Origin of the sequence: Polaromonas potterensis, assembly GCF_033446725.1 — a bacterium.
GTDB lineage: Bacteria > Pseudomonadota > Gammaproteobacteria > Burkholderiales > Burkholderiaceae_C > Polaromonas.
This window is the reverse complement of record NZ_JAWQLX010000005.1, coordinates 236,498-256,176: the sequence shown is the minus strand read 5'-3', so window position 1 is coordinate 256,176 and position 19,679 is coordinate 236,498. Positions and strand designations below refer to the sequence as shown.

Sequence of the window (19,679 nt, the reverse complement as noted above, 5' to 3'; positions counted from 1 at the left end):
GTCAGGGTTTCTTTCCGTCTTGGAGCATGCGCTCGACGTAACGTGCGATCAAGTCAATTTCGAGGTTGACCTGCGATTGTGGGTGCAGATGTGCCAGGGCGGTGTTCTGGACGGTGTGGGCAATCAGGTTGATGCTGATCTCGCAGCCGGCCTGGCTGCCTTCGAGGTCGGTCACCCGGTTCACGGTCAGGCTCACGCCGTTGACGGTGATGGAACCCTTGTAGGCCAGGTATTTGCCCAGCTCGCGCGGCGCCAGGATGCGCAACTCCCAGCTTTCGCCGACCTGGGCAAAATGTGTGACCTCACCAATGCCATCCACATGGCCGGCCACAATATGGCCGCCCAGGCGGTCATGGGCGCGCAAAGCTTTTTCGAGGTTGATGGGACCGGGTTCTGCCAGTCCGCTGGTTTTGTCCAGCGATTCGGCTGAAATTTCAATCAGAAACTGCCGGTTTGGCAGGTCCAGCTGGGTCACAGTCATGCAGGCGCCATTGAGGGCGATGCTGTCGCCCAGGCCCACGTCGTCAAGATAGCCAGAGGGCGCCTCAATCGTGAGACGCTTGCCGTGGTCCAAAGAGCTGCCCAGGCGATGGACAGCGACGATGCGCCCCACGCCGGTGATGATTCCGGTAAACATGGGGGTATTTTCGCAGAGATTGGCCGCTCGCAGAGGCGCCGGCTCAGAAACCTTGACCTAAAACTGGTCGCGGCCCTGGACTCTGGCCACAATCCGCAGGTCCGGCCCCAGCTTGTCAGTCGAGCGAAACTCCAGTTCCATGGCCTGTGAAAGCGCGGTGATCGGGCCAAAGTTGGCCATGCCGCGCCCCTGGCCTATCAGTTTGGGCGCCAGGTAAACCACAAACTCGTCCACCAGGCCTTCACGAATCAGCGAGCCATTGAGCTTGTGCCCGGCTTCGACATGTAGTTCGTTCACCTCGCGACGGGCCAGATCGCGCAGCATGGCCGCCAGGTCCACCTTGCCGTGGGGGTCGGGCAGGTAGACAACCGTGGCGCCGCGTGCTTCGAGTGCCGCTTGTTTGGCATCATTTTGCTCTGCAGCGTAGATGTAGAGCGCGCGACCAGCTATAAAAAGATGAGCGTCCAGCGGCGTCTCCAGACGGCTGTCCACCACCACCAGGTGTGGCTGGCGCGGTGTGTCGACCAGGCGCACATCCAGCCGCGGGTTGTCTTCCAGCACGGTGCCGATACCGGTCAAAACAGCACAGGAACGTGCCCGCCAGGCATGGCCGTCGGTGCGGGCAAGGTCGGAAGTGATCCATTGGCTGGCGCCGTTGTCCAGCGCGGTCTTGCCGTCCAGCGATACCGCCACTTTCATGCGTACCCAAGGCGTTTTGCGGATCATGCGGCTGAAAAAGCCGATGTTGAGCTCGCGGGATTCTTCGGCGCCCGGACCGACTTCAACTTTAACGCCCGCAGCGCGCAAGCGCTCAAAACCTTGACCCGATACCAACGGATTCGGGTCTGCGATGGAGGCGACCACTTTTTTGATGCCGGCCGCAATCAGCGCGTCGCAGCACGGGCCGGTGCGGCCATGGTGGGAGCAAGGTTCGAGGGTGACGTAGGCGGTGGCGCCGACGACGGAATGGCCTTGTGCTGCAGCGTCGCGCAGCGCCATGACTTCGGCGTGGGGGCCTCCGGGACGTTGTGTGTGGCCCGCACCAACTACAAGGCCATCGGCGGACACAATGATGCAGCCTACAGAAGGGTTTGGAGGCGGGGCGAACCGCCCGAGGGCGGCGAGTTGAGTGGCGCGTTCAATCATTTCCAGTTTTCAGAGGCGCTCAGTTTACCGCCTGGCGGCTCAATCGCGCCAAACGTCGGGTCTTCCGACCACTGAAAAACTCTCTGCGGTAATCTCCATCGTATGAAACTCCGCCAACATGGATTTACGCTAATTGAGCTTCTAGTCACTGTCGCGATTGTTGCCATACTCGCGTCTTTGGCTGCTCCAAGTTTTAGTGGGCTTTTGGTCAGGCGGTCGGTTCAAGCTGCTGCTGACTCGTTGGTGAGCGATATGCGCTTTGCCCGGTCAGAGGCGCTCAAACGCTCGACCAGAACTGTTATTTGTCGCTCAACCAACGGTGCGAGTTGCTCAGGCACCGGTAGCTGGAGTGATGGCTGGATTGTTTTTGTGGACAGGGATTCCAGCAGCAACGTGTCCGCTGGGGATGATTTGGTCAAAGTACAGCAGGCACTCCCAAACATTGCGTCGATTCAACTGGACTCTAATCCCGCCAACACTATCTCTATATTCAGATACGAACCTACCGGGTGGGCAAAGGGTGCAACACAGACTTTCAATATCACACCGACTGGTGGGGTTCCTGCCGGTTATACCCGCCTGGTTTGTGTTTCGACAACCGGACGACCTGCTTTGAGGGCGGAAGGAACAGCAGCATGCGTATGAGCACGTCTTGCCTAGAACATGGCACGAGCCACCGCCATCAACAGCATGGTGTGTCGCTGATTGAGGTGCTTGTATCCATCGTGATTGCTTCCATTGGTTTGCTGGCATTGGCGGGCGTGAATGCTTCATCCATTCGCTACACCAAGATGTCGCAGTACCGTGGTACGGCGACTCAACTGGCCACTGACCTGGGCGAACGTATGCGCGCCAACAAGGTTGGGGCGGCCGGCTATGCCCTGGGAACGAGTTTCGCGACGCAGGCGGCATTGCCCTCAGCAGCCGGCACCTTGTGCAATTCGTATGCTGTGACGTGCACTGCCGCCCAGTTGGCTGCATACGACTTGCAAACCTGGCAGGTGGTGGTTCGCAGTCAATTACCCGAAGGGTCTGCCTACATCGTGTACCAGAATGTTCAAAGTGCGGCCGATGTCTGGCTCGTCTGGCGTGACCCGGCTGTGGCCAGTGCCGACGATGCGCCTACTACTGCGTCGGAATGCCCGGGTGCCTTGAGTGTGGCTGCTAGTCCCAGTGTGCGCTGCAGCTATTTCAGGATTAATTTATGAAACCAGTTTCAATGCGTTCAAGGGTCAGGGGTCTTTCCCTGATCGAGCTGCTGATTTCCCTGGTGATTGGCCTTGTGGTGGTGGGCGCTGTGCTGGTCAGCATTATTGGATCGAGTAAGGCGGGGCGGTTTCAGTCTGCCTACGCGGGGATGAATGAAGATGCCCAGATCGGCTTGAGCATCCTCTCTCGGGACTTGCAAATGGCGGGGTACGCCCAGCCGACGGCATTGACATCAAGTGGCGGGGCTTCGCCAACTTTCAGCTTGACATCGAATACCTTGGGTGTGGGTGCCTTTATCTTCGGGTGTGATACAGGTTTTGCAAACCCCAGGGCCGCGAACCTGGTCTGCGGCGCTTCGGCGACCCCTGCGTTTGAAGTCGCGTACGAGGCAGATGCGGACAACACGGTCCTCACTGCCGGCGGTGTGCCCTCCGATTGTCTGGGTACTTCGATTCCGGTGGGTCCTCCCTATGTGGCGCGTAACCGGTACTTTATTTCTGCAGGCGCTTCGGGACGGCCGGAGTTGTATTGCGCCAGTAACAACGCAGCGGGATCAGCGCAGCCGTTGATTGAAAACATTGAAAACATGAAAGTATGGTATGGCCTTTCCGTTCTGGCGAGCCCTACGCAAGTAGTTCGGTATGTCACCGCAACAGACATTGCTGCGCTTGGGGCGGTTCCGGCAGCGGCTGAGTGGGGACAAGTTATCAGTGTGCGTGTTTGTCTACTGGTGCGCAGCGCGGAACCCGTATTAAACGCTGGTGACGACACACTGACTTACCTTGATTGCGACTCAGTGGCGTCAGCGTCAAATGATCGCTTCTTGCGCCGGGCCTACTTCACAACCGCCAGCTTGCGTGTCCGGATGCCGCTTTGAATGCCGCTCATCATGATTAATATACCGACGCCTGTTTCGACGACCCGCCAAAAGGGCATCTCTCTCATCATCGTTCTGCTCCTGTTGGTGGTGATTGGCCTCACCGCAACGTCGGCGATGCGGGGCGCCACCTCAAGCCAGCGGGTAACAAATAACGTGCGTATGGACATCGTGGCCCAGCAGTATGCAGAAGCGGCGTTGCGCTATTGCGAAGCACAGCTACAAATTCCTGACGGCAATGTGGCGCCATTGCCGACCCGCGTCAATAGTCTTAGGGCCGCAGTCATACCAACGGTGGATATGACCATTGCGGTACCGGTTGGCGCGTGGGAGAACCCTCTTTCATGGACCGGCGCCGTGAACGCGGGCGGTGCCGCCGCGACTCGTACGGTTTTGGGCGCAGGTCAGTACAGCTCGGCCATCAGCACCTATCTACCAGCAAAAGCGCCTGAATGTGTAGCCGAAATTCAGACTCTCGGGAGCCCAACAACCTTCACCGTGACCGTGGTTACAGCGCGGGGGTTCAGTCCTGACTATCGGGCCGACAACGCCGGAAACACCACCAATGGTTCGGTGGTCTGGCTGCAATCCATTTTGAATTTGTGAGCGCGAAGGAAAATCCAAATGTTTTTTGCCACTTTTTTATGCAGCCCTATCCGTGCCCTGCTTGTGGGTTTGCCTCTGCTGATGATTTTTATTCCGGGCGTGCAGTCGCAGCCGGTTCCTGCTCAAATTCCCCTTTTGAACATCTCGGGCGGTGGGGTGACGCCCAATCTCATGCTGACCATGGACGACTCCGGTTCCATGCACTTTCAGCACATACCTGAAAACCTATTTGCTGGCGGAACTTTTGCAACGGTAAATCCGGTGGGTAGCCAAACTGTGCGGTGGGATCCTCGGGACGATTATCAGGTTGGTGTTAATTTCGCAGGAACGGTGCCCGGAAACATCAATTCGACCAATTACGTGTTGCGAGCCCTTCGCTCGCCCGATACCAATTCCATTTTTTACAACCCTGAAACTCTATACCGCCCCTGGATGACTAGCGATGGCGTGACCCGCCTGCCCAATTCTCCAGCAGCTGCGGCCTACAAGGACCCCCTCATTCGCACCGGAGTCGCTGCATCGGTCATCGATCTGACGTCCTATACGGCGCCCGGTGGCAGTAGCAATTGGTGTAACTTCAACACCACTGATTCTTTCGCTGCCGGGTCATTTGTCGTTGGGATGAGTTACCAAATCACTGCAAGTGGGACAACAAACTTCACTTCGATTGGCGCAAGTAATAACAATGTGGGCAGAAATTTCACCGCCACCGGAGTCGGGGCTGGTACAGGTACAGCCAAGCTGCGAAACAACTGTGACAACGTAAACAATAACACGGCATCGCTAAATCATGACCCTGGCGTTTATTTCAGGCTGCAAAAGCAAAATGTAAATGCAGGGTCCTTTGTGACCGGCACTACTTACACCATTACCACAGTCGGCACAACCAACTTCACGTCGATTGGAGCGGCGTCCAATACTGTTGGCGTGGCATTTACCGCTACGGGCGCTGGCTCCGGTACGGGCGTGGCGCAAGGCTACAAGGCGGTTAACAACTATGCCAACTACACCGGCTACAGCATAAATGTCGCCGCGTCATTTTCCAAGGTGGCGGCGCGCACTGATTGCTCTGGTGCGGTTGGGGCCACCGGCTGTACGCAAGCCCAAGAGCGGCAAAATTTTGCCAATTGGTTCACCTACTACCGTACGCGTAACTTGTTGGCGCGTGGATCCATGATGGAGTCATTTGCGAACGTCGGCAATACAATTCGGCTCGGCTTTGGGCGCATCAACAAAGGTTCAGCAGCGGTCGATGGCGTCAACACCACAGTGATTGAATCCAATACCACGCTATACGGTGGTGGTGGTGTGAGGGATTTCACCCAAGCGCGCAAGAATCAGCTGTACAAATGGCTTGAAGACCTGCCTGCATCAGGGGGTACGCCCTTGCCCGCTGCGTTGGACGCCGTAGGTCGGTATTACAGCCGTACAGATGGTAGAGGTCCGTATACCGATGATCCGAGCGTCAGCAATGTGACCACGAACAACAAGACTTGCAGACGTTCTTACCAACTGATGGTGACCGATGGTTACTGGAACGGCACCCCGCCAACCGTGGGTGATCTCGACAGTACAGCGGGAACTCAGATGGCTGGCGGTAGTTATACGTTCGCCGCAAATACCAAACCTTATGCGGACGGGTTTACCGATACGTTGGCCGATGTGGCGATGAAGTACTGGAAAAATGATCTTCAACCTAACATCGCAAACAAGGTGGTCGCCAACAGCGTCGATCCTTCGTACTGGCAGAGCATGACCAACTTCATGGTGGGTTTGGGGGTACGCGGTGACCTAGACCCAGCAATAGATTTGCCGGCGCTGACGGCTGGCACCAAGTCGTGGGCTCAGCCCTCGGAATCAGCTTCGCTGCCGGCCAATATTGACGATCTTTGGCACGCTGCGGTGAATAGCCGGGGTGCTTATTACAGTGCCAAAGACCCTGCTAGTTTGGCTGCGGCTATTGCGGGCGCACTCGCTGGGGCACAAGGTGGAACCGGCGCGACTGCCGGTGTGGCCACTGTTTCCTCTGTACTGCAAAACGGTAATCGGAAATATGTACCCACTTTCAACGGAAGTGTTTGGAATGGCGATATTTCGGCCCAACCGCTGGATGCGAACGGGCAGACAACAGCGGCCGTGTGGAGTGCAGCGGCTCGGATGCCGGCATGGAACTCGCGCAACATCTTCACCTGGGACACCGCCCCGATTAGTTCGCCATTGGTACCTGGCGCTGTGGCGTTTAACTGGGGAGCCCTCAGTTCTGCCAATCAAACGGCCATGACTTCCGGCTCTCTCAATCTTGTTAATTTTTTGCGCGGTGATCATAGCAACGAAGTCAGCTTGGCCGCGCCATCAAATCCCTTTCGGGAGCGTAAGGATGCGACGGGTACTCCGTTTGTTTTGGGTGATTTTGTCAACTCCAATCCGGTCCTGATCAAAGGGCTGTTTGATGGCGGGTACAGCAGCCTTAATCTTGGTGGGACAAATGGGTATCAAATTTTTACCGCCGCGAAGACCGCAAGAGATGCTGTGCTTTTTGTAGGGGGAAACGACGGAATGTTGCATGGCTTCAAGGACGTCAATGCGCAACCCCCACTTGCATCAACAGCTTCGACCGATGGGCGAGAGGTGTTTGCCTATGTACCTAGAACTGTTTATCCGGACCTGTACAAGTTGAGCGACAAGAGTTATGGCGCTACTGTGCCACACAAGTTCTATGTTGACGGCCCGCAGAGAGAGTTTGACGCCTTCGTGGCGGGGCCCGCTTATCCGGCATTTTCCGGCCATCCAGCCTGTGCAGCGGGTGCGACATGTTGGCGAAATTACCTCATGGGCTCGCTGGGTGCAGGCGGGCGCGCGGTGTATGCGCTGGACGTGACGAGTTCACCGAATCTGAATGCTTCCAATATTCGTTGGGAGATTTCCAGTGCCACTGATTCGGATCTGGGTTATGTCCTGGCGCCTATTGAAGTTGGTGTGCTGCCCAGTGGGAAATGGGTCGCTATCTTTGGCAACGGTTTTTCCAGCACCAATGGATATGCGACCTTGTTCATCGTGGATCTCGCGACCGCCGCCATTACCAAGCTCAATGTGGATACCTCAGGTAGCAATGGCTTGGGAGGCGTTGGTGTCATACGCAACAGTTTTGGACAAATTACCAATTTATATGCGGGCGATTTGAAGGGCAAACTCTGGAAGTTCGACTACAACACCCCCAGTGTTCCTTTTGTGGTGTCGGGTGGAGCGGCATTGTTTACGGCGACGGGTCCGAGTTCGCTAGCCCAAGCGATTACCCAGCCGCCTTCGTTATTTGATCATTCGCTGGGCGGCAAGATTGTTGTTTTCGGGACCGGCAAGTTGTTGACGGCTGCGGACCAGGTAAATACAGATGCCCAGACCATTTATGGTATTTGGGATAAGCCCGCAGACAGTGTGTCGCGTCCTCTCTCCAGATCTGCATTGGCAGCCAGAACACTGACTGCGACAAGCGGAACCGGTTCCGCGGCAACTAGAGTCTTTTACAGCCTTGCCGGGGCCTCTCCGAACTGGGCGACCCAGCGCGGTTGGTATATAGATCTATCGCCGGCCATCACTGGTGGCCGTGTTATTTATCCAAGTCAGTCTGTCACCTCAGCGCTGGTTCTTGTGACTGCGGTGGCTCCGCCGCAATCGGCCGAGGTTTGCGATTCAAGCACCGGTATTGGCATTGACTTCGTTTTTGGCGCGGAGCTTGGTGCAGCGGCTACAACGCCTATTTTCGATACCAATGGTGATGGTGTTGTCAATAGCCATGATGCTTTGGTCATAGGTGTACAGACAGCTTCTGTGGGTATTCGTGCTTTGGTAAAAGGTATTGGTGGCGGAACAATCTGCGAGCCCGGATACACGTTGATAAGCAAGCAGCAAGCCGACGGGCAGGACAGTCTTTGTGTTAAAGACCCCACACTCACGCCTACCCGCCTGTTTCAACGTATCCAGCGGCGCATCATCAATCCCCCCATTCGTTGAAGTATTTGAATAGGATTCCGACCATGTTGTTACGCCCCTGTATTTCTGTTCCATCCGCGAGAAGGGCTCTGGGTTTTACCTTGATTGAACTGATGATCGTGGTGGCCATTGTTGGCATTCTTGCCGCTGTTGCGTTTCCAAGCTACACGGAGTACATCAAGCGAGGAAATCGCGCGTCGGCGCGCGCGGCTCTGCTGGAGGCGCAACAATTTATGGAGCGGTTCTATGCGGTGAACAGTCGCTACACGGCAGACGCTGCGGGCGCCACGGCGGTGGTGTTACCTGGCCGATTGGTGGCCGTGCCGGCGGAATCACCTAAATACGATATTGCGCTAGGCGCCCCGGTGGTGAACTCCTATGTTTTGACGGCGACCCCAAGGGGGACCGACAAATGCGGGAATCTGACGCTCACCAATACAGGCGTGAAAGGAACAAGTTCGGCACTGACAGTTCAGGAGTGCTGGAGATAAGGCTTCAATACCGGGTGATCGGTACAGTCATTTTGGACTACCGCCGCACTTCATCCACCAAGGTCTTGAAGTCATCAATATCCTCAAAACTCCGGTACACGCTGGCAAAACGCACATAAGCGACTTTGTCGAGTTTTTTGAGCTCGCGCATGACGAGTTCACCGAGTCGGGTGGAGGGCACTTCCCGAAGGCCCAGGTTCAGCAGCTTTTCTTCAATCCGCTCAATCGCCGAGTCCACCTGTTCGGTGCTGACCGGGCGCTTGCGTAACGCCAGCTTCATGGAGTCGAGGATCTTGCTGCGTTTGTACTCGATGCGGCGGCCGTCTTTTTTGACGATGGCCGGGAAGTTGACGTCGGGGCGTTCGTAGGTGGTGAAGCGTTTTTCGCACGCGCCGCACTGACGGCGGCGGCGTATGAAGTCTGCGTCTTCCGAGACCCGTGTTTCAACGACCTGGGTCTCGAGATGGCCGCAGAAAGGGCATTTCATGGTGTGTTACCTGAAGTTGTAGGCATAAATTGGCCTCCAGCCCTGATGGGATGGGCGCAAGCAGCTATAAAAATAATAGCGCCTGCGCCGTACATGGCTTAACGGTAAACCGGGAAGCGGCTGGTCAGGGCATTGACCTTGGCGCGCACCGCTTCGATGTTGGCCGCATCACGCGGGTTGTCCAGCACGTCGGCAATCAGGTTGGCCGTGATGCGCGCTTCTTCGTCCTTGAAGCCACGCGTGGTCATGGCCGGGGTGCCGATACGCACGCCGCTGGTGACCATGGGCTTTTCCGGGTCGTTGGGAATCGCGTTTTTGTTGATGGTCATGTGGGCGCTGCCCAACACGGCCTCGGCTTCCTTGCCAGTGATGCCCTTGGCGCGCAGATCAACCAGCATCAAATGGCTTTCGGTGCGGCCGCTGACAATGCGCAGGCCGCGCTGGGTCAGCGTCTCGGCCACGATTTGTGCGTTTTTCAGCACTTGTTGCTGGTAGCTCTTGAACTCGGGCGTCAGCGCTTCCTTGAAAGCCACGGCCTTGGCCGCGATCACGTGCATCAGCGGGCCGCCCTGCAGGCCGGGGAAGATGGCGCTGTTGATGGCTTTTTCGTGCTCGGCCTTCATCAGGATGATGCCGCCGCGCGGGCCGCGCAGGCTTTTGTGTGTGGTCGAGGTCACGATGTCCGCGTGGGGCACCGGGTTGGGGTACACGCCGGCGGCGATCAGGCCGGCGTAATGCGCCATGTCGACCATGAAAATTGCACCCACGTCTTTCGCCACCTTGGCAAAGCGGGCGAAATCAATCCCGAGCGAATAGGCCGAGGCACCGGCAATGATGAGTTTGGGTTTGGACTCGTGGGCCTTGCGCTCCATCGCGTCGTAGTCGATTTCTTCCTTGTCGTTCAGCCCGTAGCTGATGACGTTGAACCACTTGCCGCTCATGTTCAGCGCCATGCCGTGGGTCAGGTGGCCGCCTTCGGCCAGGCTCATGCCCATGATGGTGTCGCCGGGCTTCAGAAAAGCCAGGAAGACGGCTTCGTTGGCCGAGGCGCCGCAATGCGGCTGCACGTTGGCGGCTTCGGCACCGAAGATTTGTTTGATGCGGTCAATGGCCAGTTGTTCGGCCACGTCCACATGTTCGCAACCGCCGTAGTAGCGGCGGCCGGGGTAACCCTCGGCGTATTTGTTGGTGAGCTGCGAGCCTTGCGCGGCCATCACGGCGGGTGAGGCGTAGTTCTCGCTGGCGATCAGCTCGATGTGCTGTTCCTGGCGCGCGTTTTCAGCCTGGATAGCAGCAAAAAGCTCGGGGTCGGTTTGTTCAACCAGAATGTTGCGATCGTACATGGCAGTCCTGTAAAGACGTGGTCCCTGTCATCGGGTGGATGGAACAAGGGCTGCCCAGGCGAACGGCTGAACGCTGTGTGGTTTTAAACCCGACGCCAGCGGTGCGCTTCCCAGTGGTATCCCACGTCAGCAAGTGCCCTCGAATACGGGGGGCTTGCCTATCGCCAGTCGCGCACTACCGTAGTGTAACGGACTGGCGTTGCCCCTGGTGTCGGGGCAACACATACCCTCAGGACACGGCCAGGCTGGCGACTTTTTCACCGGCCTTGTCGTCCGGCTGGGTCTGGGCCTTGAGCGGCATCGAGGCCGGGATGGCCAGCGGCGGACGTATGGGCGAGCTGTGGGCCGGTGTCCGGCCGCCGGCCACGGCCGACAGCCTGGCGTGTTCGGCCATGACTTTGGCGGCATAACCGCCGTCGCTTTCCAGGTTGGCGGCGCCCACGTAGTACTTGAGCCCGGCTTCCACCGAGCCAGCACGGGCGATACATTCCTGCAGCACCTTGACGCCGACACGCAGGTTGGTCACCGGGTCAAAGGCGGCCAGCTTGCCGCCGAAGTTTTCGTACTTGTCGTGATGGATCTTGGTCATCACCTGCATCAGGCCCTGGGCGCCCACCGGGCTTTGCGCGAAGGGGTTGAAGCCCGACTCGATCGCCATGATGGCCAGGATCAGCGTGGGGTCGAGTTTGGCTTTTTGGCCAATTTCAAACGCCTCGGCCACCAGCACGCTCAAAGGCTCAGGCGCCACGCTGTATTTTTTGCTCAGCCAGAAAGCCACCGCCGCCTGCTGTTTGGGCAGGTCCGTGGGGTTGGCGGCCGTGGCGCGGTCAATGGCGTCCGGCTCGGTAAAGCCGATCGCCGCGTCCTGGCGCTCTTGCAACCAGCTCATCAGTTGGGATTCACCGGCCTGACGCAAGTCGGGCCGGGCGGTCAGTGTGATCACTGCAAACACAACGGCCAGGCCGACCAAGGCAAAGCTGTTGTGGGTAATTTCAAAAAAGCCCTGGGCAATGTCGTCTGCAATGTTTGCAAGACTGTTGCCGACGCTTTTTCGCAGGGTCCGCATCGTGGATGCGGAGATTGATTGTCCTAGCGCTGTCATAGCACTCCTTTCTACGCGCACTGGTTTTGAAGCCGTACGCTTTGATTGGGTCGCCATCAAACCAAGGCCTGGCCTTGCGGGTGTTTCACCTCTCGTTTGACTTAGCCGGGTTCGGCAGCGGATTCGGGTTGTCCCTTGGTTTTCTCTGGAAGGGCGGATTCTATGGGGGGTCTAAATAACTTGTCAATAATATCAAATCGTTTTGATATTCATATATGTGTATCAAAAGACCTGTTTCAAGCCCGAAACCTCCTGTTTCGGCTGTTTCCCGGACTTTTTGAGCCTTGGCTCTAAGCCCGGCTTGTTTCTAAAATTTTCGGAAAAATCTGAATGTTTCACCAATTCTTGAGGGCGACTCAAGTGTTGGTGGCAGGGTTCAAAAAGCACGGGAAGCTGGAAACCGACGCTTACCGGTGTATCGCGCATGGGTTTTCCTTGTCTGTAGGACAAGCGCTTTAGATGAAAAAAGCGCCCCAAAAAGAAACCAAAAACAGGCCAACAAGGCGCCAAGAAAAGCGCAATCGCGCAGCCATTTTTGATTACAAATTTCGACTTGCGAAGCGCGAGGCGGCGCGTTAACCTGCAGGTGCTTGAGTACCTCAAGCATTCGCTGGGTAACCAACCCCGGTAAAACTGGAAGCAATCACTTGCTTCCATCGCACTGGAGACGATCTTCTCTTCTTTGCGAAGCCCGACGGCATGAGCATCACGCCCGCCGTCAGCCCCGGTCGGCCTAGCTGCCCGGGGTTTTTTATTGCCTCCTCACCTCTGGCGTGAGCAAAAATTCATTGACCTTTCAGGCCGGACACGAAAGACTCGCCGCTTATGACAAGCAATGATGTGAAGAACAAATGGTCGACTTTCTCGAAAACTCTCCCGGCAAAAGCCGTCTCCGTGGCCAAGTCGCCGAAATGGCAGCGCCGCCTCGCCTGGGCCGTGGGGGCCTTGCTGCTCTTGTGGGCGCTGGCCTACCTGGCCGTGCCACCCCTCCTGAAGTCGCAACTGGAAAAAATCGCCTCTGACAAACTGGGGCGGCAGGTCACGGTCGGGGCGGTGGACTTCAAGCCCTGGTCGCTGGAGCTGACCCTCAGCGACCTGGCGATTGCCAAAAGCGGCGCTGCCACAGCTGCCGGCTCGGCCGCCAATCCCACCGCCGCGACCCCGGCCGTGCCCTTGCTTCCCCAGCTGAAAATCAAGCGTCTCTATATAGATGCAGAAATGGAGTCCCTGCTGCGCCTGGCGCCCGTGGTGGACGCGATTGCGGTGGACGATCCCGTGGTGTCGCTGACGCACCTGGGGGACGGGCGTTACGACATCGACGACATCCTGGCTCGCTTGCAGCCCAAGGCCGATGAAGCGCCTAGCCAAGCCCAGCGTTTTGCCTTGTACAACCTGGTTCTTTCGGGCGGGCAGATGGACTTCACAGACCAGACGGTTCACAAGACCCACGAGCTGCGGGACTTGTCTCTGTCCGTGCCTTTCCTGAGCAACCTGGCCTCCAAGCGCGAGGTCAAAACCTCGCCGCACCTGGCCTTCAAACTCAACGGCGGCAGCTTCGACACGGCCGTTGTCGGCACCCCGTTTGCCCAGACCCACAAGACCGATGCAAGCATCAAGCTCAGCGATTTTGACTTGAGCCCCTACTTGGGCTATTTGCCGGCCAGCCTGCCGTTTCGATTGCAAGCTGCGGTGTTGCAGGCCGATGTCAAAGTGGCGTTTGAACAGACCCCCATGACCGTGGTCAAGGTCACCGGCACCCTCACGGCGGACAAAGTTCGCCTGCTGGACAAGCAGGCCAGCCCTCAAGCCGCCGCGTCGGCTACCGGCCCGGATCTGCTGGCGTTTGATCGCCTGCAGGTCACGATGGATGATGTGCGTCCTCTGGAGCAGTTCGTCAAACTGTCCGCGGTGGAACTCACCGCGCCCACCTTACACATCCGGCGCAACCGGGCGGGGCGGCTGAACCTGCTGCCCGAAGCCGCGTCAGCCGCTCCTAAAAATATAGCTGCCAGCGCCCGTCCGGAAAGGGCGGAAGGCCAGAATAATGCACAAGCGCCAGCCGCCAGCCCTGCGGCCAGCAGCCCGGCGCCGATGGCCAAGGCCACAGCCGCCGCTGCAGCGCCCTGGAAAGTCCAGGTCGCCAGCGTGGCGGTGCGTGCCGGCATCTTGAACTGGCTGGATGAAAGCCTGCCTGTGCCGGCCCAGATCAAGCTGAGCGGCATCATGCTCGACGCCTCGGCGATTGCCATGCCCTTTACCGCCGCTTCGCCCTTGCAGTTCAAGGGTTCGCTGGGGTTGGACCCGGTCGCTACAGTCACGTCAACCGCGCCGGCGGTGCAGGGCAAGGCCAAGGCCAACACGAAAGTGGTCGCCGCAGCGCCGCCCGCCCTCGCCACCCCGGCGCAACTGAGTTTCAGCGGCACGGCCACCGACCAGGTGGCCCAGGTCGCGGTCAACACCAGCGCCTGGCCGCTGGACATGGCGGCCAAATACGTGGGTCAGTTTTTGCTGCCGGCCCTGAACGGCCAGCTCGATGCCCAGCTTGCCGTGAACTGGCAGGCCGCCAGCGGCGACAAGGCGCAGATGCTGAACATCACTGCGCCGCAGATCGCCCTGCGCGAGGTGCAACTGGCGCAAGGCAAGGTGTCGCTGGTGTCGGTCAAGCAGGTCGATCTGGCGGACGTGGCCATTGATGTGGCCGGCCAGTCTTTCAAGGCCGGCAAGTTGCAACTGACCCAGCCCAAGGCCCGCGTGGACCGCGATGCCGACAAACGCTGGATGTACGAACGCTGGATGGTGAGTCGCAGCTCAGCCATGGCACCGCCGCCGCCCACGTCGGCGGCCACGCAGGCCGCAGCGCCGGCCTGGGCAGTGTCCATCAACGAGGTATCGCTGGACGGCGGCGCCATGTCGTTTTCCGACAAGGCCGGTGCCAAACCCGTGGCGTTTGAGGTCACGGCGGTCAAGGCGCAACTGCAGGGGCTGGTGCTGGACGACAAAGCCTCGGCCAAACCGATGCCGCTGAGCGCCTCCCTGCGCTTGGCGACCGGTCACTTTGAGCCCGGCAAGCTGGACTTCAAGGGCAATCTGGGCCTGACACCGATGCAGGCGCAGGGCCGGCTGGTATTGGAGCGGCTGCCGGTGCAGGCTTTCGAGCCTTATTTCGCCGAGTCGCTGAACATCGAGTTGCTGCGGGCCGACGCCAGCTTCAAGGGCCGGGTTGCCTACCGCCAGACTCCGGCCGGGCCGCAGGCCCAGGTGGCCGGCGACGTGTCACTGGAAGAGTTCCGGGCCAACACCCTGGCGCCCAGTGAAGACCTGCTGGCCTGGAAAGCCTTGAACCTGCGCGGCATCAATGTCGCGCTGGACCCGGCCAAAGCCACACGGGTCGACGTGAAAGAAACCGTGTTGACCGATTTTTTTGCGCGTGTGATTGTGATGCCCGATGGCCGCATCAATCTGCAGGACCTGGTCAAAACAACGCCGGCGGCAAGCGCAGACGCTACTAAAACAGGAGCTACTGACGTCCGACCAGCGGTGGCTACAGGGACAAAAGATGCACAAGCGGCGCTGAAAACCGGCAATGACCCGCTGGCGCCCATCATCAATTTTGGCCCCATGAGCCTGATCAATGGCAAGGTCTTGTTTGCCGACCGGTTCATCAAACCTAACTACTCGGCCGACCTCAGCGACCTGACCGGCAAGCTCAGCGCCTTTTCGTCGGTGTCCCCGGCCGGCGTGCCCAATATGGCCGATCTGGAGCTGCGCGGCCGGGCCGAAGGCACGGCCTCGCTGGAGATTCTGGGCAAGCTCAACCCGCTGGCCAAACCGCTGGCGCTGGACATCACCGGCAAGGTGCGCGACCTGGAATTGCCGCCACTCTCGCCTTACGCCATCAAATATTCCGGTTACGGCATCAACCGCGGCAAGCTCAGTGTGGATGTGAACTACGTGGTGCAGCCCGACGGGCAGCTCACGGCCAGCAACAAGCTGGTTCTCAACCAGCTCAGTTTTGGCGACAAGGTGGAAGGTTCCACCGCCAGCCTGCCGGTCAAACTGGCCGTGGCCTTGCTGGCCGACCGCCATGGTGTGATCGACCTGAATTTGCCGATCAGCGGCTCGCTCAACGACCCGCAATTCAGCCTGGGGCCCATCATCATCAAGGTCATTGTCAATGTGATTGTCAAAGCCATCACCGCACCCTTCAGCCTGCTGGCCGGCGCCTTTGGCGGCGGCGGGGATGAACTCAGCAGTGTCAGTTTTGCACCCGGCAGCGCTCAACTCGCAACAGAGGCCAAAGCCGGACTCGATAAAGTGGCCAAGGCTTTGCTGGACCGGCCCGCGCTCAAACTCACGGTGGTCGGCGGCAGCAGCGCCGAGGTCGAAAGCGAGGGTTTCAAACGTGAACGCCTGAATGAACTGGTGCGCGCCGAAAAACGCCGCAGCACGGTGAAAGAAGGCGGCACGACCACGGCGGTGGTGGCCATCAGCCCGGCCGAATACCCGGCACTGCTCAAGGAAGTCTACAAACGCGCCGACATGCCCAAGCCGCGCAACGTGGTCGGACTGTCCAAAGACCTGCCCGTCGACGAGATGGAAAAGCTGCTGCTGGCCAACATCAAACTCAGCGACGACGCCTTCCGCGAGCTGGCCGTGCAGCGCGGCGTGGCGGTGAAAGACTACCTTGCCAGCAAGGACTTGCCTAGCGATAGACTCTTCCTGGGCGCGGCCAAAACCGGGCCGACGGATGCCAAATGGACCCCGCGCGCCGAGCTTAATTTGGCTGCGCCGTAAAAACAGCGAAAATACACGTATTGCGCTTATTTGGCGCTCCTTCTTCCTTCTCCTTTCTGGCTTCATTCCTTGCCGCCACTCGGCTGCCGCTCGAAGCTGTTTTTCCGAACCGATGGTTTTAAATTTTTATGCTGCGCTTTCCCATGTCCAAATCTCCCAAATCCGAAACCACGCCCGTGAGTGCACCCTCCCAAGCCAAAACGGCTGAAGCCCACCCGCTGGACGGCTTGACGGGTGGTGCGTTTTCCGCGGCCACCTCGGGCGAACGCGCGGTGCGCATCCGCCAGTGGTTGACCACCGAACCGACGGCCGAACACATGGCCGAGGTCTACAAAGACCTGGCCAACCGCGACAAGGGCGCAGCCAAACCCCTCAAAGAAAAACTCGACGAAGTCAAACGCATCAAAGGCCAGGAAGCCGTGGCCGCCGAGTGGGCCGACAAGGCCACCGCCTTGCTGGGCCTGCCCAAACTGAATCTGGCCGATGCCCTGGCCTGGCAGCGTGACGCCGCCAAAGCCGGCGCCCCCTTGTCCAAGGAGCCGCTGGCCGGCCTCAAGGTGCAACTGGCCGAACGTGTCAAAACCATTGAAGACCTGCAGCACCGCACCCAGGTGCAGCGCGAAGCCGCCGTGTTGATCGCCCAGCGTATCGAGGTCTTGTCCATCAAGCCCTGGCGTGATGCCGAGTCCGCCCTGGAAACCCTGCGTGCCGACGTGGCGCACTGGCAAGCCCAGGCTGACGAAATCACGCAGGACAATAACTGGGCCAGCGTGGACGCCAAGTTCCCGCCCCTGCTCGACGCGTCACGCGGCCAACTGGTCGCCGTCTGGGATGCCTTCCAGGGCGCGCTGGCCACGGCCGTGAAAGCGGCGGAAGATCCATCCGCACCGCTGCCCGCCGTGCCGGTCTGGGCCGACGCCTTGCGCGCCGCCCGCGGCCTGCCTGCGCTGGCCAGTGAGCAGCCGGCGCGTGCGCCCAAGGCCAAACTTGATCCCGCCGTCTTGAAAGACATGCGCGAAAAAGCTACCGCCATCGTGAAGGCGGCGCTTGCCAAGCTGGAGCATGAAGTCACCGAAGGCCACGGCAAAGCCACACCCAAGGTTGCCGCCGATCTGCGCCAAGCACTCAAAGAAAACATCCGCAACATCGACCACACGCTGGAAGCCGCGGCCCACGCCGCGTTGACGGCCGCCGGTGAACTCGAAGGCTGGCAACGCTGGCGTGCCGACCAGATCCGTGAAGAACTGGTGGCCAAGGCCGAAGCCCTGGTGGCCAAACCCATGGGCGGTCGCAAGCAGCAGGACGCCTTGCGCGCCATGCGTGAACTCTGGAAAACCAGCGACCAGGGCGGCACGCCCAACCACGCGCTGTGGAAACGTTTTGACGACGCCTGCAACGAAGCCCACAAAGTGGTGGAAGCCTGGCTCGAAAAAGCCAAGGAACAGGCTGAAGTCATCAAGGCCCAGCGCCGCGAACTGATTGAAGAAGTGCAAGCCTGGGCCGAGGCCAACAAGGGCAACACCGACTGGAAACACCAGATCCGCAGCCTCAACGGTTTTGTCGAGAAGTGGACGGCTGCCGGCCACCTCAACGAAAAAACCTTTGCCGAAATCCAGCCGCAATGGAAAGCCGCGATGGATGCTGCCGACACTCCGCTGAAGGCCGCACGCGCCGAAAGCCTGGCCCACCGCAAAGCCATGATCGAAGAAGCCCAGGTGCTGGGCGCCGAGCCGCAATTGCGTATCGACGCGGTCAAACATCTGCAGCAGCGCTGGCAACACGAGGCGCAAGGCGTGCCTATCGAACGCAAACAAGAGCAAAAACTCTGGGACGCTTTCCGCAAACCTATCGACGACGCTTTCCAGCGCAAAACCGCTGATCGTGAAAAAGCCGCTTCGGCATTGGGTGAACACGACCGCATGGTGGTTGAGTTGTCCAAGGCGCTGGACGCCGCCAACGCAAGCGGCGATGTGCAAAAAATCCGCGCCGCCATGGCCGACCTGGAAGCCGGCCTGCGTGGCCAATACGTGCCGCCTGCAGCCGCCGCGCCCCAGGCCGAAACAACGGCTGTTGCCGAAACAGCACCGGATACAGAAGATAATCAGGCGCCAGCCCTTGATACACCTGCGTCAGAAGCTACTGAAACGATAGCGGAACAAGCCGCGCCTGAAGCGACTGAAGCCGAAGCGCCAGCGGAAAACGCCGATGCCGAAACCGCCGCACCAGCACCCGTCGCGGCACCGGCCAAACCCGCCAAGCCCGTGGTGGCCATGCGCGGCGACGACCGTCCTGGCATGAAAAAAGCCGACCCTGTGGCCCCTGGCCGCGGTGGCAAGTTTGGCGATCGCAAGGATGCCCGTCCGGGTGGCGGCAAGCCCGACGGACGTGGCAACCGCCCGGCCGACAACAAGTTCGAACCTTACCGCGCCGAACGTGAAGACCGTGCCCGCCCGGCTTATGAAGAACGTGGCCCGCGCCTGGGTGACGCCGCCTTCCGCGCCCAGCGTGAAGCCTTCGACCATGCCCAGCACGCTTTGCGCAAACTGGCCGAACAGGCCCACGGCGAAGTGCTTACCCACTTGCTGAGCGCCTGGGAAAAACGCGACCCGGCCTTGCTGCCGAGTGCGCAAGAGCTGGGCAAACTTGTCACGCCGGCCACACGCACGGCCTGGACCCAGGCCTTGCCTGCGGCGCCCAAGGGTGACGCGGCCGAGTCCCTGCTGCGCCTGGAAATTGCCGCCGAGTTGCCGACACCTGCCGAACACCTGAGCGCGCGCCGCATGTTGCAACTGGTTCTGCTGACCAAACGCAACGACCCGGCACCCGCGCAAACCTGGGGCCAGGACGCCGCCAAAGTGCTGGCCGCGCCGTATGACGCGGCCCATGTCCGGCGCTTCCAGAATGTGCTGAAAGCGCTGATCAAGCGATGAGTGTGGAGGCCGGCACAGCCGGACGTAGCGCCGGGCCGTCCCAAGCAAGTCCAGCCCCCTCGGGGGGCAG

14 protein-coding genes and 1 riboswitch are annotated in these 19,679 nt (G+C 59.5%); of the genes, 8 read left to right on the top strand and 6 right to left on the bottom strand.

All coding sequences use genetic code 11. The features are described 5' to 3' along the window. Position 1 precedes the first annotated feature (1 nt). Both R6254_RS11925 and ribD read right to left on the bottom strand, forming a co-directional pair. Entirely contained in the window at positions 2-637 is a 636-nt protein-coding gene (locus tag R6254_RS11925; RefSeq protein WP_318407031.1) for a riboflavin synthase, read from the bottom strand. 57 nt (positions 638-694) lie between these two features. Next, positions 695-1,783: a bifunctional diaminohydroxyphosphoribosylaminopyrimidine deaminase/5-amino-6-(5-phosphoribosylamino)uracil reductase RibD gene (gene ribD, locus R6254_RS11920; RefSeq protein ID WP_318407030.1), complete on the bottom strand. Its 1,089-nt coding sequence runs from the start codon at positions 1,781-1,783 to the stop codon at positions 695-697. A 102-nt stretch (positions 1,784-1,885) separates the two neighbouring features. On the opposite strand from ribD, the gene R6254_RS21960 reads away from it, so the two are divergent. From R6254_RS21960 to R6254_RS11895, 6 genes are read left to right on the top strand one after another with little or no spacing between them, the layout of a single operon-like run. Next, complete coding sequence (locus tag R6254_RS21960) at positions 1,886-2,428, top strand: GspH/FimT family pseudopilin (protein ID WP_412103155.1); 543 nt, start codon at positions 1,886-1,888, stop codon at positions 2,426-2,428. Continuing rightward, positions 2,419-2,991, top strand: coding sequence for a type IV pilus modification protein PilV (gene pilV / locus R6254_RS11915; RefSeq protein ID WP_318407028.1), 573 nt, complete (start codon positions 2,419-2,421; stop codon positions 2,989-2,991). The genes R6254_RS21960 and pilV overlap by 10 nt, the downstream gene beginning before the upstream one ends. After that, positions 2,988-3,869 carry a PilW family protein gene (locus R6254_RS11910; RefSeq protein WP_318407026.1) on the top strand — a complete coding sequence of 294 codons (882 nt, stop codon included), beginning with the start codon at positions 2,988-2,990 and terminating at the stop codon, positions 3,867-3,869. Before pilV ends, R6254_RS11910 begins: the two co-directional genes overlap by 4 nt. Then, positions 3,870-4,475: a PilX N-terminal domain-containing pilus assembly protein gene (locus R6254_RS11905; protein WP_318407025.1), complete on the top strand. Its 606-nt coding sequence runs from the start codon at positions 3,870-3,872 to the stop codon at positions 4,473-4,475. A gap of 18 nt (positions 4,476-4,493) precedes the next feature. Continuing rightward, positions 4,494-8,483 carry a pilus assembly protein gene (locus R6254_RS11900; protein ID WP_318407024.1) on the top strand — a complete coding sequence of 1,330 codons (3,990 nt, stop codon included), beginning with the start codon at positions 4,494-4,496 and terminating at the stop codon, positions 8,481-8,483. Positions 8,484-8,506: 23 nt separating this feature from the next. Continuing rightward, the gene (locus R6254_RS11895; RefSeq protein WP_318407023.1) at positions 8,507-8,953 is read left to right on the top strand and encodes a type IV pilin protein; all 447 of its coding nucleotides are present in this window, start codon (positions 8,507-8,509) and stop codon (positions 8,951-8,953) included. A 37-nt stretch (positions 8,954-8,990) separates the two neighbouring features. On the opposite strand, the gene nrdR is transcribed toward R6254_RS11895, so the two are convergent. The 4 genes from nrdR to R6254_RS11875 all read right to left on the bottom strand — a co-directional run bounded on the left by nrdR (position 8,991) and on the right by R6254_RS11875 (position 12,311). After that, positions 8,991-9,440: a transcriptional regulator NrdR gene (nrdR, locus tag R6254_RS11890; RefSeq protein ID WP_318407022.1), complete on the bottom strand. Its 450-nt coding sequence runs from the start codon at positions 9,438-9,440 to the stop codon at positions 8,991-8,993. A gap of 98 nt (positions 9,441-9,538) precedes the next feature. After that, positions 9,539-10,783, bottom strand: a complete 1,245-nt coding sequence (gene glyA / locus R6254_RS11885) for a serine hydroxymethyltransferase (protein WP_318407020.1) — start codon at positions 10,781-10,783, stop codon at positions 9,539-9,541. Between the two features lie 45 nt (positions 10,784-10,828). Next, a riboswitch (ZMP/ZTP riboswitch) is annotated at positions 10,829-10,965 on the bottom strand. A 47-nt stretch (positions 10,966-11,012) separates the two neighbouring features. After that, positions 11,013-11,849, bottom strand: coding sequence for a lytic transglycosylase domain-containing protein (locus R6254_RS11880; protein WP_318407018.1), 837 nt, complete (start codon positions 11,847-11,849; stop codon positions 11,013-11,015). A gap of 258 nt (positions 11,850-12,107) precedes the next feature. Continuing rightward, positions 12,108-12,311: a hypothetical protein gene (locus tag R6254_RS11875; RefSeq protein ID WP_318407016.1), complete on the bottom strand. Its 204-nt coding sequence runs from the start codon at positions 12,309-12,311 to the stop codon at positions 12,108-12,110. A gap of 399 nt (positions 12,312-12,710) precedes the next feature. Between R6254_RS11875 and R6254_RS11870 the strand changes: the two genes are divergently transcribed. Then, positions 12,711-16,679 carry a DUF748 domain-containing protein gene (locus tag R6254_RS11870; protein ID WP_318407015.1) on the top strand — a complete coding sequence of 1,323 codons (3,969 nt, stop codon included), beginning with the start codon at positions 12,711-12,713 and terminating at the stop codon, positions 16,677-16,679. A 143-nt stretch (positions 16,680-16,822) separates the two neighbouring features. Beyond that, positions 16,823-19,609, top strand: a complete 2,787-nt coding sequence (locus R6254_RS11865; protein ID WP_318407013.1) for a DUF349 domain-containing protein — start codon at positions 16,823-16,825, stop codon at positions 19,607-19,609. Positions 19,610-19,679: the final 70 nt, after the last annotated feature.

Excerpts from the sequence above, each read along its gene's own strand:
- R6254_RS11880 (WP_318407018.1), bottom strand. The coding sequence starts at position 11,849 with ATGCGGACCCTGCGAAAAAGCGTCGGCAACAGTCTTGCAAACATTGCA.
- R6254_RS21960 (WP_412103155.1), top strand. The coding sequence starts at position 1,886 with ATGAAACTCCGCCAACATGGATTTACGCTAATTGAGCTTCTAGTCACT.
- glyA (WP_318407020.1), bottom strand. The coding sequence starts at position 10,783 with ATGTACGATCGCAACATTCTGGTTGAACAAACCGACCCCGAGCTTTTT.
- R6254_RS11910 (WP_318407026.1), top strand. The coding sequence starts at position 2,988 with ATGAAACCAGTTTCAATGCGTTCAAGGGTCAGGGGTCTTTCCCTGATC.
- R6254_RS11870 (WP_318407015.1), top strand. The coding sequence starts at position 12,711 with ATGACAAGCAATGATGTGAAGAACAAATGGTCGACTTTCTCGAAAACT.
- R6254_RS11925 (WP_318407031.1), bottom strand. The coding sequence starts at position 637 with ATGTTTACCGGAATCATCACCGGCGTGGGGCGCATCGTCGCTGTCCAT.
- nrdR (WP_318407022.1), bottom strand. The coding sequence starts at position 9,440 with ATGAAATGCCCTTTCTGCGGCCATCTCGAGACCCAGGTCGTTGAAACA.
- R6254_RS11865 (WP_318407013.1), top strand. The coding sequence starts at position 16,823 with ATGTCCAAATCTCCCAAATCCGAAACCACGCCCGTGAGTGCACCCTCC.
- R6254_RS11905 (WP_318407025.1), top strand. The coding sequence starts at position 3,870 with ATGCCGCTCATCATGATTAATATACCGACGCCTGTTTCGACGACCCGC.
- pilV (WP_318407028.1), top strand. The coding sequence starts at position 2,419 with ATGCGTATGAGCACGTCTTGCCTAGAACATGGCACGAGCCACCGCCAT.
- R6254_RS11895 (WP_318407023.1), top strand. The coding sequence starts at position 8,507 with ATGTTGTTACGCCCCTGTATTTCTGTTCCATCCGCGAGAAGGGCTCTG.
- R6254_RS11900 (WP_318407024.1), top strand. The coding sequence starts at position 4,494 with ATGTTTTTTGCCACTTTTTTATGCAGCCCTATCCGTGCCCTGCTTGTG.
- R6254_RS11875 (WP_318407016.1), bottom strand. The coding sequence starts at position 12,311 with ATGCGCGATACACCGGTAAGCGTCGGTTTCCAGCTTCCCGTGCTTTTT.
- ribD (WP_318407030.1), bottom strand. The coding sequence starts at position 1,783 with ATGATTGAACGCGCCACTCAACTCGCCGCCCTCGGGCGGTTCGCCCCG.